14 protein-coding genes and 1 pseudogene are annotated in these 12,855 nt (G+C 68.3%); 3 read left to right on the top strand and 12 right to left on the bottom strand.

Features of this window, described 5'->3' with window-relative positions; all coding sequences use genetic code 11:
- Positions 1–405: 405 nt before the first annotated feature.
- The 7 genes and pseudogenes from ACFO6S_RS12020 to ACFO6S_RS12050 form a co-directional block, all read right to left on the bottom strand.
- Positions 406–2,235, bottom strand: a pseudogene (locus ACFO6S_RS12020) (thioesterase domain-containing protein); the annotation flags it as partial.
- Between the two features lie 299 nt (positions 2,236–2,534).
- Positions 2,535–3,914: a DUF6297 family protein gene (locus ACFO6S_RS12025; protein WP_378417207.1), complete on the bottom strand. Its 1,380-nt coding sequence runs from the start codon at positions 3,912–3,914 to the stop codon at positions 2,535–2,537.
- Positions 3,905–4,558 (bottom strand): ABC transporter ATP-binding protein, encoded by a 654-nt coding sequence (locus tag ACFO6S_RS12030; RefSeq protein WP_378417209.1) that lies wholly within the window; start codon positions 4,556–4,558, stop codon positions 3,905–3,907. The genes ACFO6S_RS12025 and ACFO6S_RS12030 overlap by 10 nt, the downstream gene beginning before the upstream one ends.
- A gap of 54 nt (positions 4,559–4,612) precedes the next feature.
- Positions 4,613–4,948 carry a DUF6412 domain-containing protein gene (locus tag ACFO6S_RS12035; protein WP_378417211.1) on the bottom strand — a complete coding sequence of 112 codons (336 nt, stop codon included), beginning with the start codon at positions 4,946–4,948 and terminating at the stop codon, positions 4,613–4,615.
- Between the two features lie 73 nt (positions 4,949–5,021).
- Positions 5,022–5,567: a DUF2716 domain-containing protein gene (locus tag ACFO6S_RS12040; protein ID WP_378417213.1), complete on the bottom strand. Its 546-nt coding sequence runs from the start codon at positions 5,565–5,567 to the stop codon at positions 5,022–5,024.
- 73 nt (positions 5,568–5,640) lie between these two features.
- Positions 5,641–5,865: a cold shock domain-containing protein gene (locus tag ACFO6S_RS12045; RefSeq protein ID WP_378417215.1), complete on the bottom strand. Its 225-nt coding sequence runs from the start codon at positions 5,863–5,865 to the stop codon at positions 5,641–5,643.
- 97 nt (positions 5,866–5,962) lie between these two features.
- On the bottom strand, positions 5,963–6,409 hold the full coding sequence (locus ACFO6S_RS12050) for a hypothetical protein (protein ID WP_378417217.1): 447 nt from the start codon (positions 6,407–6,409) through the stop codon (positions 5,963–5,965).
- A 74-nt stretch (positions 6,410–6,483) separates the two neighbouring features.
- Between ACFO6S_RS12050 and ACFO6S_RS12055 the strand changes: the two genes are divergently transcribed.
- On the top strand, positions 6,484–7,533 hold the full coding sequence (locus ACFO6S_RS12055) for a lipoate--protein ligase family protein (RefSeq protein WP_378417219.1): 1,050 nt from the start codon (positions 6,484–6,486) through the stop codon (positions 7,531–7,533).
- Between the two features lie 5 nt (positions 7,534–7,538).
- Here the strand turns inward: ACFO6S_RS12055 and ACFO6S_RS12060 are convergent, their stop codons facing one another.
- Positions 7,539–7,967 carry a pyridoxamine 5'-phosphate oxidase family protein gene (locus ACFO6S_RS12060; protein ID WP_378417221.1) on the bottom strand — a complete coding sequence of 143 codons (429 nt, stop codon included), beginning with the start codon at positions 7,965–7,967 and terminating at the stop codon, positions 7,539–7,541.
- An 84-nt stretch (positions 7,968–8,051) separates the two neighbouring features.
- Complete coding sequence (locus ACFO6S_RS12065; RefSeq protein ID WP_378417223.1) at positions 8,052–9,539, bottom strand: GMC family oxidoreductase; 1,488 nt, start codon at positions 9,537–9,539, stop codon at positions 8,052–8,054.
- Positions 9,540–9,746: 207 nt separating this feature from the next.
- On the opposite strand from ACFO6S_RS12065, the gene ACFO6S_RS12070 reads away from it, so the two are divergent.
- Both ACFO6S_RS12070 and ACFO6S_RS12075 read left to right on the top strand, forming a co-directional pair.
- On the top strand, positions 9,747–10,217 hold the full coding sequence (locus ACFO6S_RS12070) for a flavodoxin family protein (protein WP_378417225.1): 471 nt from the start codon (positions 9,747–9,749) through the stop codon (positions 10,215–10,217).
- A 159-nt stretch (positions 10,218–10,376) separates the two neighbouring features.
- Complete coding sequence (locus tag ACFO6S_RS12075) at positions 10,377–10,889, top strand: nitroreductase/quinone reductase family protein (RefSeq protein ID WP_378417226.1); 513 nt, start codon at positions 10,377–10,379, stop codon at positions 10,887–10,889.
- Positions 10,890–11,067: 178 nt separating this feature from the next.
- Here the strand turns inward: ACFO6S_RS12075 and ACFO6S_RS12080 are convergent, their stop codons facing one another.
- The 3 genes from ACFO6S_RS12080 to ACFO6S_RS12090 form a co-directional block, all read right to left on the bottom strand.
- On the bottom strand, positions 11,068–11,652 hold the full coding sequence (locus ACFO6S_RS12080) for a hypothetical protein (RefSeq protein ID WP_378417228.1): 585 nt from the start codon (positions 11,650–11,652) through the stop codon (positions 11,068–11,070).
- Positions 11,653–11,721: 69 nt separating this feature from the next.
- Entirely contained in the window at positions 11,722–12,153 is a 432-nt protein-coding gene (locus ACFO6S_RS12085; RefSeq protein WP_378417230.1) for a hypothetical protein, read from the bottom strand.
- Positions 12,154–12,293: 140 nt separating this feature from the next.
- Complete coding sequence (locus tag ACFO6S_RS12090; protein ID WP_378417231.1) at positions 12,294–12,827, bottom strand: hypothetical protein; 534 nt, start codon at positions 12,825–12,827, stop codon at positions 12,294–12,296.
- Positions 12,828–12,855: the final 28 nt, after the last annotated feature.

Raw genomic sequence — 12,855 nt, forward strand, 5'->3', positions numbered from 1 at the left:
GACCGGCGCCGATCGGGACTTCGAGGGGGAGCGGCATGACCTGGCAGATGCGTGATTCTCAGCGGATGATGGAAGACCTGCTGCTCGAAGGTGCGGTGACGCTCACGGAAGCACGTCGGCTCCGGATGCCGCCGCCCCCCGGACTCGTTCCTCCGGGCCGCTGTCGAGCCCCTCCTGATGGTCTGGTCGGGTTACCCGCTCGGGGAGGGCGGGCCGCGCTGGCACGTCGCGACTGACCCGCGAGAATCGTGCGGATCGACGCTGGGCGATCCTCGACCCGCTCGGGGCGCCGGCGAGCGACCGGAGGATTCCTGTGTGTCCCGTCAACCCGGGGTCGTCGAACATCGGCCGCCCGAGGTTTGGTGCGGGTCGACGAGGGAAGCGTCGGCCCGCACCATCTTTCACTCAGCGGCGCGCCAGTGCCTCTTCGATTGTGGCCAACTTGTTCGCCAGATCAGCGCCCACCGTGGCGATGTACGGCTCGTCGATTATCTGGATGTGGTCGCAACCGACGTGGACGATCTCCAGGTTCTTCACGGCGTCTCCCCAGCCGCCGTCCGGCTGGCGGATCCGGAACGCGGGTTCGAGCGCGATCTGGTCGTCCAGGTACTTCTCGGCCATGTACAGCACCACGTCACGGTCGTAGGTTCCCAGGTCCGTGCTCGGGATGGCCCGGTTGTCGAGCCACGACGTGCGCTGGTGCTCGATGATGCCGGCGGGGATCTTGGCGCCGCTCGCCTTCAACAGGTTCATCAGGATCTTGATCTGTTCCTCGTCGCTGCCGGCGGACGCGAGCTGGTCGTAGGGCAGCGGTGCGTCGAAGTTGTAGGTCTTCTTCGCGAATGCGGCGTACCGCTGCCAGCGCTTACGGATCTCCTCCGGGGTGTTCTCCACTTTCTCGCCGGGGAGAACAGTGTCGATGAGTCCGACGTACTGGACGTCAGCGCCGTCCTGGCGCAGTTGCTTCGCGACCGCGTATGCGAGGGCGCCACCGAAGGACCAGCCGTACAACACGTACGGGCCGTCTCCCTGGATCGTGCGCAGCAGCGGGACGTACTCCTTGGCGCGTTCCGCGAGTGGGCCCTCGACGCGTTCGAGCCCGAACATCGGGGTGTCGGCGGGTAGCCGCTTGAGCAGCGGTTCGTATGCGACGGTCGAGCCGCCTGCCGGGTGGAACACGAACACCGGTACGGCGTTCGAGCCCTCGGCGCGGGGCCGGAGGGTTCGGACGAGGCCGTCGATCTTGAGGCCGTCCTCGAGGTGTTGGCGCACGGTTTCGGCGAGTTGCTCGATGGTCTCGGCGTCGAGGACGTCGTCGTCGGTGATCTCGCCGCCGGCACGCTCGGTGAGCCTGGCGGCCATCTTCGCGGCGGTCTCGTCGTCGAGGATCGGCAGAGTCGCGAAGATGCTCTTCGCGGACTTCCCGGTGACGACTGCCCAGGTGGCGAAGGCGAGCCGTTCGGCCGCGTCGCGTGGCGGCACGTCGAGGTCGCCGGACTCGCCGGGTACCTTCGCGACCAGCTCGGGGGTCGCGACCGGTTCCGTGACCTCCACGGATTCCCGTTCGGCCTGTTGCTTCTCCGCCAGCGCAGTCAACTCTTCCCGGTTGTCCACGGCGTAGCGCAGGTACTTCGAGACGTCGTGCAGGCTCGCGTCCTTGACCGCGGCGAGCTGCAACTGGGGGATGTCGAACTCGTACTCGACGCGGTTCTTGATCCGCACCGCCATCAGCGAGTCCAGGCCCAGTTCAATGAGTGGGATCTCGGCGGGCAGGTCCTCGGGGGCGTAGCCCATCGACTCGGCCACGATCAGTGCCAGCCGGTCCTCGAGGGGTTGCGACCCCTCCGGATCCCACCTGTCGCCGAAGGTGTCGATGACTTCGGGGAGCTCCTCGACGAGCGCCGTCGGCGCCGCGACGACAACGGTCGATTGCCGAACTTCCTCGCCCGACGACACGACGGCTTCACACAGCAGCGTGAATCCCGCCGCATTGGCGACACCCGAGGTGGTGTTCTCGGACCTGCAGTGAACCTGAACCGCCGCCCCACCCGGGTGCCGGAGCATGGTCACGCTGAGGGTGCCGCTGGATGGCAGGTCGGTGTGCGAGATGGTCGTGACGAGCGTGACTTGCGGAAGCACTTGTGCCGCAGTCGTTGTGACAAGGTCTTCGAAGCTGGAGGCGGTCGATGCTGGCAGCTCCCACGCGTGGCGGCCGTCCGGCAAGGCCACCCGCGCCCAGAAACGGTCCTGAGACTCTCGGCCCCCTGTAGTGAATTGCTTGTCCGTCATGCAGTCATTCCCTCCCGTGACGCCCTGCTCCTTTGCGGCGCAGCGTCAGTGCGTGTGTGCAACCAGCCAACAGAATCCGGCATTCGCCCCCGGCGCGAATTCAAAGCGCGACGATCATGACACGCCGATAGTGCTGCGGCGCCCATCCCGTGGATTCGGAAACGACGCAGGACGACAGAGTTGTTCGTGTCTGTCAGCTGGTTTCAGGCCCTGGGCTGAGAGGGTGGTGGCATCACGCCGCACCGTCACGCCACCACCGCGGCCAGCAGCACCGCCGTCACGACCAGGACATCCGGCCCCCGCATCAGTCGCCGGAGCAGGTCGACGGGAACCTGGCCGTACCCGGTCTCCAGGATCAGGCCGTCGTAGGCGGTCCAGGGGCGCGTTCGCAGCCGGTAGGCGGCGAGAAGTGCCCCGGCAGAGGCGATCAGCGGGATGGGCAGCTGGGTGTGGACGGCCGGGGCGGTCAGTGACGCGGTGCAGACGACCGCGCACAGCGGCACGACGAGCAGGGCGAGACGCAACGGGCGGTCGCCGACACCCAGCATCATCCGCAGCTCGTCGTTCGTGCACAGCTCGCGGAGCCCGGAACTGAACACCAGCGCCACGACGGATGCCGCCCCGAGCTGTGCCATTGCCGCACCCAATACGGTCCCGACGGAGGCGACCGTCCAGACCAGTCCGACCGCCGCGGCGGCGATCGCGAACGACGAGGGCCGGCGGAGGTGCCGGAGCAGATCCGCCCGGATCATCGCGTGGACACGACCCGGGGGCAGGCGCCGAGACCGGCTCTTGCCGATACGCCGCCAGGCCCTGACGTCGAGAATCCCCGCCAGTGCGGTGATATCGAGGGTCGTCATCGAGACACCGGCGCCGACAGCGAGATCCGCGCCGGCAGCCAGATCGGCCCGGCCGATTCGCCCGCACGCGAGCAGGGAGATCGCCGCGGCGGCTCCCGCGCACACCGTGCCGATCAGTACCGGCCACCACGACGTGACGACCGGGACCGCGACGCCCACGGCCGCCGCCGCCCCGAGACAGGCCCCCGCGGCGAGGAACACCCACCGGGAGATCGGAAGGACGCGAACCGGGAGCACCCGGCACTGCGCGAGCGCGGCCACGGCCACGACACCGACACCCGCGGTGGCCCCGAGCCCGGTCACAGGGAGCCACCCGGTCACCGCGCCGGCGAACGCGGCCAACCGTCCGACGATCAGGCCGGCCGTCGCGCCGAGCCCAAGCACCAGGAGGAGGCGGGGACGCAGCAGCGCGGCGCGGTCCACCGGCGTCGACAGCAACCAGCCCGTGTCCTCCGGGGAGGTCGTGACGGGGCCGAGCGCCCTGGCGATCGCCAGGCCCGCCCCGATCGCGAGGGAGCCGAGGGACCAGGCCCACGTGGGGCTCCAGGCGGGACCCGAAATGAAGAGGACCGAGCCGGACAGAACGGTCGCCGGCCGGTGGGCCAGCCACCACAGGGACCCGGCCGCGACGTAGGCGCCGAGGGCGAGCAGCAGAATCGTGCCGACCCGATCGCCGCGCGGTGCGTGCCTGCGTGCGAAACCCCGTCGCAGCGACCGCAGGTCGCGTGCCGACGGGACGGCTGCGCGGGCGTCGGTCAGTGCCATGTCCCGGCCTCCACGACGTGGTCGGCGACGGCGGCGACGAGGTCGGAGTCGTGGGAGACCAGCAGCACCGCAGTGCCCATTCGTTTCTCCTGCTCGAGCGCCGACGCCAGCCAGCTGCGGCCCGCGCTGTCGAGGTGCTGTTCGGGCTCGTCGAGGACCAGCAGTCGGCGGGGACGGACGAACGCGGAGGCGAGCGCGAGCCGCCGTCGCTGTCCGCTCGACAGGGTCACCGGGAGCTGATCCGCGGCACCGGCCAGGCCCACGTCGGACAGCGTCGCGGTCGCGATCGCGTACGGGTCCGGCACGCCGTGCGCCGTCGCGACGAGCTGAAGGTGTTCGTGCGCGGTCAGGTGGGCGAAGGTAGCGACGTCGCCGACCACCGCGGCGACGGTGGCCCGGAACCGGGGCGAGGACTCGTCGACGTCGGCCCCGTCGATCGTGATGCTGCCTGCGTTGAGTCGGTCGGCACCGATCACGCATTGAAGCAGGGTGGACTTGCCGGCTCCGTTGTCGCCGATGATCGCGCAGCAGTTGCCCGCTGCGACACCGAAATTGACTCGTGCGAATGCGGTCAGCTCGCCGAAGTGTCGCGCGGCGTCGCGGACGACCAGGAATTGATCGTCGTGATGTGAGTGGTCGAGCATGGGTTCTCCCGGATTTCCTCGTGGTGTGTGGATGCGCGAGGAGGCGGGGGCCGGTCAGAGCGCGGCAGAGAGTGCGGCCCCCGCGACGGGGCCGGGTGCCCGGGGCCGCGGGCGGCCTGCGGTGTCGGGGTGGCTGTGACGGCGGAACGAGCCGCGGAGTCGTCGTTCCTCGGCGGTCGGACCCCGCGCGGTGCGGCACTGCCCGCACGTCGGGTCGTCGGCGCGGCCCAGGAGCACGAGCGCAGCAACGGCCACGACGGTGGCGAGCAGCCCCATCAGCAGGGCATTGGTGTCGCCGGTGGGCGGGAGGGTGGCGGCGATGAAGGCAATGGTCGCCCACGTCATCAGGACGGCGAGAACATCAGCAATGCCTCGCGAGTCCCGGAACATGTCCAGCAGCCTAACCCGGTGAGTTCCGACGACGCCCTACCGTTCGAGAATCGAACGAGGGTGTTCGGTTGCGCTACTCGGAGTCCGGTCGTTGGCCGTCGACTCGCTTGACAGGCAGCCACGTCGCGAGGGTGTGTGCGAGTGTGCCCAGGAGGCGGTCGCCGAAGACACAGAGGGTCTGCTCCCACGGGTGCCCGAAGGTCCCCTCGCTGAGGTCGTCCCGCAGGAAGATGTAGTAGTCGCCGTTGGGGTAGACGGGAACCCGCCACTCGGTGTCGGGAGTGGCGGCATGGACGGCGGCATCGAGCCGGTATCCGTGGTGCTGCCAGTCCAGCACCACGAACGTGGGGTCGTCGGGAAACTCGCTGACGAAACAGCGCAGTGCCTCGGCGTTCACCGCGTCGAAGCGGCTCTGCCAGGCGCCTGCGATGTTGGTGGGCGCGGTGAGGTCGAAGGTGATCGACGGTGTCGGTTCGGCGATCGCCGGCCAGGTCGATTCGGTGATGCCGGGCCGGAACCCGAACCTGTCGGTGAACCGATCCCAGTATCGATTCTGGTCTTCCAGCGTGGTCCAGCCGCTCGGCAGCGGGCTTCCGAAGTCGAGCGTGTGCCTCATCATTGCGGCTCCTTCTGCTGGCACCCCGGACCCGATCTCGTCGATGACGGGCTCCACCAGGTTTCGTCGCCCGCGTTCACGTCTCCGGCTGCTTCACTCGGGTCGCGCGGAAGCGGTACCCGTCCTGGGCCGCGTGCTCCCAGTCGATGTCGACCGTCGCGCCTACCGTCAAGGCACGGAATCCGGTCCCGTCGATGTTGCTGTAGTGCGCCCAGCATCCGCCGGGGGTGTCGGGGGAGTCCAGCACTCCCCACCCCAATTCGGCGTGCCACTCCCGGACCGTTCCCGTTGTCTGTCCCACGGCAAGGACGATCTCATGGTTTCGGCGAGGGTCGACTGTCCGAAACGCCCGAGGTCGGAAGAGTCCGATCGTTGAACCTGGCACTGCACGGCGGCGCTCAGTAGGCGGCCATGCAGTTGCGGATCACGTCAGCAGAGAATTCTGGAATCGAGCAGGTGATGCGCCGCCAGCCTGGCGTGCCGCCGAACTGGTCTTGCGACGTGTCGACCAGGACCTCGAAGTCACTCGTTGCAGGCGTGGCACGCAGGTAGTACACGATGGGGTCGCCCTCGGTCGTGTAGCTGGTGAGCGCGAACTCGCCACCGTGACGCTGTCGCCCGCCTGACAGGCAGTCGATCACCGGCGGTGTGAGTGAGTCCTGCGGCGTGGTCCCGGGACGAGGCGCTGCCTGGCCACAGCTCGGTAGCGCCGAGCGATGGACGATCTCGTCCGGCGGCGGACCGGCCGGTGGCTCCCAGCTGACGTAGACGACCGCGGCCGCGACAGCGAGCAGGATTGCGAACGGGACGCAACGCAGCGCTGCCTGGATCTTCCCCGCCCTCATGACGACCAGGCTAGATGCTGCGCTGGCAGGTAGCTGTGGCTGACCGGCGGTCGGCGGCCGATACGCTTTGCCTCATGCGTGGTGAGTACAAAGTTCCCGGTGGCAAGCTCGTGGCGGTCGACGTCGAGGTGGACGACGGGCGCCTGTCGCGGGTGTCGCTGTCCGGTGACTTCTTCCTCGAGCCGGACGAGGCGCTCGACGACATCGTCGCCGCGGTGATCGGGATGTCCGTCAACGCCGACGCCGCGAAGATCGGACACGCGATCTCCGGGGCGCTGGGCGACGAGGTGTCGATGATCGGCTTCACCCCGGAGTCCGTAGGCATCGCGATCCGCCGGGCCCTCGGTCACGCGACGAGCTGGCACGACCACACCTTCGAGGTGATCGAGCCGGTGGTGCTCGACCCGGCGCTGCACGTCGCCCTCGACGAGGTGATCACCCGTGAGGTGGCCGTAGGCGACCGGGGCCCGACGCTGCGTTTCTGGGACTGGGACGCCCCGCTGGTGGTGCTCGGCTCGTTCCAGTCGGTGCGCAACGAGGTCGACGAGGAGGCCGCCGCCCGGCACGGCATCGGCATCGTGCGCCGCATCTCCGGTGGAGGTGCGATGTTCATGGAGCCCGGCAACTGCATCACCTACTCGCTGTCGGTGCCCACCTCGCTGGTCGACGGACTGAGCTTCGAGCAGTCGTACGAGTTCCTCGACCGGTGGGTGATGGGTGCGCTCGCCGACGTCGGCATCAACGCCCGCTACGTGCCGCTCAACGACATCGCCTCCGACAAGGGCAAGATCGCCGGGGCCGCGCAGAAGCGCTTCGCCGTCGGCGCGGTGCTGCACCACGTGACGATGGCCTACGACATCGACGCCGACAAGATGACCGAGGTGCTGCGCATCGGTCGGGAGAAGATCTCCGACAAGGGGATCACCAGTTCCGGCAAGCGGGTCGACCCGATGCGTTCGCAGACCGGCATGGCGCGCGACGCCATCATCGCCGCGTTCCTCGCGCACTTCCGTGCCCGCTACGACACCCGGGACAGCGCCTACACCGACGCCGAACTTGCCGCGGCACGCGAGTTGGTCGATTCCAAGTTCCACACCCGGGAGTGGAACCACCGCGTGCCGTGACGTGGCTACAGGTCCCGGATGTCGCCGAGGTCTGCCGAGAGCCAGTGCTCGGGCCGCATGAACACCGCGACCTGGCCGCCGTACGACTCGGTCGCCTTCAGGTACGGGTCGACCTTGTCCGCGGGGAGGTAGCGGGCGGCCATCTCGCGGTTCATCTCGTCGGTCACCTCGACGATCCGGGTGACCGGCCCCTCCACGCTCACGTACCTGACGGTGGGTTCTTCGCGCTGCACCATCAGGCTGAATCGACCGGCCTCCCTGATGCGGCGGATCTTCTGCGACTCGGGGCCGGTGAGCACCCACGCCTCGGTTCCCGGTGCGTACTGGTACCAGATCGGGACGGTCAGCGGGCCGCGGCCGGGGGCCGACACCGCCAGCGCGGCGATGTGCGGCTGCGCGAGAAACTGTTGACGCTCATCCTGTGACAGCGGCATGTTCCTCAGGCTAGCGCGCCAATGGGTTGTCCGCGAGGAGTCACGGACCGCGCCGAGCGGGCCTTCGGGTACCGCCGTCGTGCCTCAGATCAGTTTTGCGGCACGTTCGGCCATCATCACGCAGCCGAGATAGGTGTTGCCCGCCGGCAGCACCGGCATCGCGGAGGCGTCCACCACCCGCAGGCCCTCGACCCCGCGGACGCGGCAGCGTGCGTCCAGGACGGCGTTCGGGTCTCCGTCCGGACCCATCGCGCACGTACCGCCCAGGTGCGCGTAGCTGATCACGCCGCCGTCGACCAGGCCCGCCGCGGCGCCGTCGGCGCTCAGGTCGGTCATCGGCTGGATGCGGGTGGCGCCGAGTTCCGCGAACGCCCCGGTCGACTCCAGTGCGGCGATGCGACCCAGGATCCAGTCGAGGCGTTCCAGGTCGTGCGCCGTCAGCGCCGGCATTTCCACGTCCGGTTCGGCGCCGGGATCGGTCGAGGAGATCCGGACCGTTCCCCGCCCGGTGACGTCGAGCAGGTACGGGACGACCGAGAAGTACGCGCCGTCGGCGGTCGGTTCGCCGATCGGCAGGTTCAGGACGTGGAAGTCGATGGTGTCCGACTGAGGCGTGCTGCCCACCCACACCGGCTGGACCGGACCGCCGCGCAGCGGCCCGCCGCCCGCGTGGTGGTAGACCAGCGGGAAGCCGAGGTGGTCCTGCAGGTTCGCCCCAACCCCCGGGACGTCGGCGACGACGGGGATGCCGAGGCCGTCGAGCAGATCCCTCGGGCCGATGCCCGAGCGCTGCAGCAGCGCGGGCGAACCGGTTGCGCCGGCGCTGACGATGATCTCGCCGGCGGACAGTTCCCGGCCGTCGGCGGTGCGGACACCTCTCGCCCGTCCCTCCTCGACGACTACCCGGTCCACCGTCACCCCGGTCTCGACGGTCAGGTTCGGTCGCGACCGGACCTCCCGGGTCAGGTACGCCTGGCTCACGGTCAGCCGCTCGCCGTCCTCGGACACCGTCAGCGGGAAGATCCCGACGCCCGGGAGCTGCGCGGGGTCGTTGACGTCGTCGGCCCACGGCACGTCGAGTTCCCGCAGTCCCGCGAGGAACGACCGCTGGGACTCGGTCTGTTGGTCGGGGGTGGAGCGGCGTACGACGAGGGGCCCCTCGGTGCCGTGCAGTTTCGATGCGCCGCAGTCCAGGTCGTTCTCCATGGCCCGGAACGTCGCAAGGATGTCGGGCCAGCCCCATCCGTCGAGGCCCCGCGCGGCCCACGCGTTGTAGTCGGCCGGCTGGCCGCGCATCGTGGCGAGGTAATTGACGGCCGAGGTGCCGCCCAGGACGCGCCCGCGCACCATCTGGACCGTGGTGTGTCCGGCCTGCATCGGGAAGGCCCGCGCGAACGGCGTTCCGGCCCACACGTCTCCCGCCGCGGTGGGTCGCAGAACGGAGTCGTCGTACGAAGAATCGTCCGGGCCCTGCTCCAGCAGCAGTACGCGCCGTTCCGGGTCCTCCGACAGCCGTGCGGCCAGCACCGCACCGCTGGTGCCGCCGCCTACGACGATCACATCCGCGTCCATCGCCACTCCGTCTCGACTCGCTGAGGCCTTGCGCCCCTGCTTGACTCGGTCACACTACTGACCGCAGTGTGACCGGGGTCATCGGGACGTGTTCGTGCCACGCGAACCGCATGGCCGGACTGATCGAATCCGGGCCGCTGTCACATTTCCCTCGTGGGCGGTGTCCTATCTCGAGAACATGGACGCGACATCGGCAGGAGAACCGCCATGAAGGCACTGATCGTCTGCACGTCCGTCTCGCACGGGAACACCAGAAGGGTCGCCGAGGTCATGGGCGGGGTGCTGTCGGCGCGGGTCATGGCTCCCGAGGAGCTCGACCCGGCAGCATTGGCGGGCTACGACCTGGTGGGATTCGGATCCGGGATCTTCCAGATGTCGTTCCATCCGCAGCTGCGCGACTTCGTGCGGGCCCTTCCGTCGCAGCCCGCGACCGCGGCGTTCCTGTTCTCCACCAGCGGTCTTCCCGAACCTCCGTTCCGGCGCTACCACCGTTCCCTGGAACTGCTGCTCGCGCAGAAGGGGTTCGAGGTGGTCGACACGTTCTCCTGCCGGGCCTTCGACACGTACCTGCCGTTCAGGCTCGTCGCCGGCATCCGAAAGGGACGGCCGGACGTCGACGATCTGCGGGCAGCACATGCATTCGCCGCGGGCCTACGTTTGCGGATGTCCGCCCTTTGAGGCGTCACAACGTCTTCGGGCCGCGGCGGCACAGGCCGTGCCGAGGTTGCCGCGCGATCACGGGCACCTGGCCGCCCTCGGCTGCTCGCGTCGACACCGCAGCGAACGTCAACCTATTTTAGGACCGTCACTGTCCTATATCCGCGACACACTCGAATCATGAGCGAAACCGACACGACTGCCGGACAGCCGGATCAGACCGACATCACCGACTACAACGATCCAAACGCGCCGTGGAACCAGGCTTGGGACCCGCAGGACGGCATCGCCAACTGGAACGATGATGTGATCAAGGAGTTCCGAGAGAACTCGGGCAAGGTAGGCGGTGCTTACGCGGGCGGGGACCTCATCCTGCTCACCACCACGGGAGCCAAGAGCGGCAAACGGCACACGACTCCGCTGGGGCCTCTGTACCGGGACGACACCATGTTCGTGAGCTCGTTCATCGAGGACAAGTACCCGGCCTGGTGGTACAACATCAAGGCGAATCCGCAGGTCACTATCGAACTCCGGGACAAGACCTACCAGGCGACCGGCAAGGTGCTCGAAGGCGCGGACTACGACGAGTTCGCGACCTGGGTACTGGCCAACAACCCCCTGCTAGCGGACTTCCAGTCCAAGATCGACAGGCCCATGCCGCTGGTTGTGCTGACCCTCAACGGCGAGGTTTGAGCGCTCCCCGAGACCTCCCGGCCCCGGTGCGTCGAATGGTGCGCACCGGGCTGCGCAGCAGAACCAGGATGCTGCCCGAGGTCGCACTCAGTACTGCGTCACAGGGGTGGCTGTCGAATCGCGGCTGAGGCACCCGACTCGCGGCGGTCCGACGATTGCGACCGAATCCACTGATTGGTCAGTCCCAGTACGGCGGCTCGCATTCGGGGTCATCGAGCACCGCGTCGATCCGCTGGTCGACCACGATCCGACCTATTGCATCGGTATCGGCACCGATGGTCGCGAAGTGCGGATCGACGTCGTTGGTGACGCACCAGGCGCGGTCCGCCGGCCAGATGAATGCGGGATCGGGCGAGTCTCCGAACGGCCACCGCGCGGGGTCGTCGCCGTTCCAGTCGGCGTAGTCCGCGAGTGTGCCGCGGAACAACCAGTAGTCGCGGTTGGGGATCTTGAAGTTGGGCGCCGAGTTGACGGTGATGGTGCCCCACCCATCCCACATGCAGAAGTAGCACTCGTCTGGTGTGGCTGTGTATCGAGACAGCACCTCCAGCGCCACGCCGACCTGCTCCTTCTCCGACAATGCGTTCTGATCGAAGTCGACGTCACTCGTCTTCTGTCCGGGAAAGCTCGGATCGGGAATGAACCTCACCCGCGCATAGCTCGGAAATCCGACCGGGCCGCGACCCGCCAGTCGGTACCACGGAAGACCCTGCTCGAGGAGCCACTTGGCGGCCGCCGCGTCCCTGCACAGTTCGAAGCTCACCACACCATTGTCTACGGGTTGCGAGGCCGCGCTTCACAAGTCGATCGGAACGCCCGTACCGGACCGCACCTACCCGCCGAGCGCACCCTGTGCACGAACGCCCCGGCGACGACGCACGACATCGGTGACCAGGCCGACCGCGACCAGCACCTGGCCCAGCATCAACGACGCCGGCAACGCAATCAACTCCCACCCGGTCGAGCCGAACTGCAACGCCCACACCACGATCGCCACGGCCAGGACCAGCGTCGTCAACTGCCCGAGCCCCATCAGTAGCGGAGGAACCCACACTCGAGCGGTGCCGCGCAGGAGAACGACCACGCCAGCCACCGCTCCCACCGCCGCGGCCATCAATCCGATCAGCGTCGGAAACACCACCATCAGCTCGAAGAACGGACCCGGCTCGATCACCCCCGAACTCGCCAACTGTGGCATCACATACAGCCACACCGACACGAAACACAGCACCGATACCGCCGACGCAGTCATGAGCATCTTCATCGCTGCAAGGTAGCCCGATATCCACACGGTCGGACTCAGGGACGCATCCGCGCGCAGGTGCGCTGACTCCCTCCACGACGGGTGTTCACCAATCCCGGCCAAGTCCGTGTAGCCACTGCTTTGATCACTTCCGCATTCGGCTAGGGGACCTGGAAGGTGCCGAGCCCCGGGGTGATCAGGATCTGATATGCGGGCGCGGGCAGCGGCGCGCCGACATCTGCCGTCGCGGCGACCGTTCCGCTGCCCGTGGACACCGTTGCGGGTCCGTATCGACACCACCCGTCCGGTGCGACCGGCCGGCTGTAGTCGGGAACCACGTGCTTGAGCACGGTGGTGCCCGCGGCGCCGGTGGTCAGGTTTCGCCAGTTCACCGTCATGTCGAGGGCGACACAGATTCCTGTCGGTGGCTCGGTCGCGAAGGTCACCGCACCGGGTGCGCCAGTCGTTGCCGACGGCGTCACCGAGATCAGTGGCGTCGGGTTCCAGCACATGAGGAGCTCGCTCAGGCATCCGGCGACGTACCGCACCGGGACCTGGAATGCCGTGGTCGTCGGCACCGGTACCGGCGGTGGGTTCGCCGCCGCCGCGGCGGACGAGCAGAGCGGGAGGGTGAGCACGGCCACGGACGCCAGGGTCTGGGGGAAGAACGAACGATGAATTGCTGCACGGCGCATGGCGTGAGCCTTTCCGCGTTGGATCCGA

It is taken from the genome of Rhodococcus kronopolitis (genome assembly GCF_042654025.1).
In the GTDB taxonomy this organism is placed as follows: Bacteria; Actinomycetota; Actinomycetes; order Mycobacteriales; family Mycobacteriaceae; genus Rhodococcus_G; species Rhodococcus_G kronopolitis.

Excerpts from the sequence above, each read along its gene's own strand:
- ACFO6S_RS12025 (WP_378417207.1), bottom strand. The coding sequence starts at position 3,914 with ATGGCACTGACCGACGCCCGCGCAGCCGTCCCGTCGGCACGCGACCTG.
- ACFO6S_RS12030 (WP_378417209.1), bottom strand. The coding sequence starts at position 4,558 with ATGCTCGACCACTCACATCACGACGATCAATTCCTGGTCGTCCGCGAC.
- ACFO6S_RS12035 (WP_378417211.1), bottom strand. The coding sequence starts at position 4,948 with ATGTTCCGGGACTCGCGAGGCATTGCTGATGTTCTCGCCGTCCTGATG.
- ACFO6S_RS12040 (WP_378417213.1), bottom strand. The coding sequence starts at position 5,567 with ATGATGAGGCACACGCTCGACTTCGGAAGCCCGCTGCCGAGCGGCTGG.
- ACFO6S_RS12050 (WP_378417217.1), bottom strand. The coding sequence starts at position 6,409 with ATGAGGGCGGGGAAGATCCAGGCAGCGCTGCGTTGCGTCCCGTTCGCA.
- ACFO6S_RS12055 (WP_378417219.1), top strand. The coding sequence starts at position 6,484 with ATGCGTGGTGAGTACAAAGTTCCCGGTGGCAAGCTCGTGGCGGTCGAC.
- ACFO6S_RS12060 (WP_378417221.1), bottom strand. The coding sequence starts at position 7,967 with ATGCCGCTGTCACAGGATGAGCGTCAACAGTTTCTCGCGCAGCCGCAC.
- ACFO6S_RS12065 (WP_378417223.1), bottom strand. The coding sequence starts at position 9,539 with ATGGACGCGGATGTGATCGTCGTAGGCGGCGGCACCAGCGGTGCGGTG.
- ACFO6S_RS12070 (WP_378417225.1), top strand. The coding sequence starts at position 9,747 with ATGAAGGCACTGATCGTCTGCACGTCCGTCTCGCACGGGAACACCAGA.
- ACFO6S_RS12075 (WP_378417226.1), top strand. The coding sequence starts at position 10,377 with ATGAGCGAAACCGACACGACTGCCGGACAGCCGGATCAGACCGACATC.
- ACFO6S_RS12085 (WP_378417230.1), bottom strand. The coding sequence starts at position 12,153 with ATGAAGATGCTCATGACTGCGTCGGCGGTATCGGTGCTGTGTTTCGTG.
- ACFO6S_RS12090 (WP_378417231.1), bottom strand. The coding sequence starts at position 12,827 with ATGCGCCGTGCAGCAATTCATCGTTCGTTCTTCCCCCAGACCCTGGCG.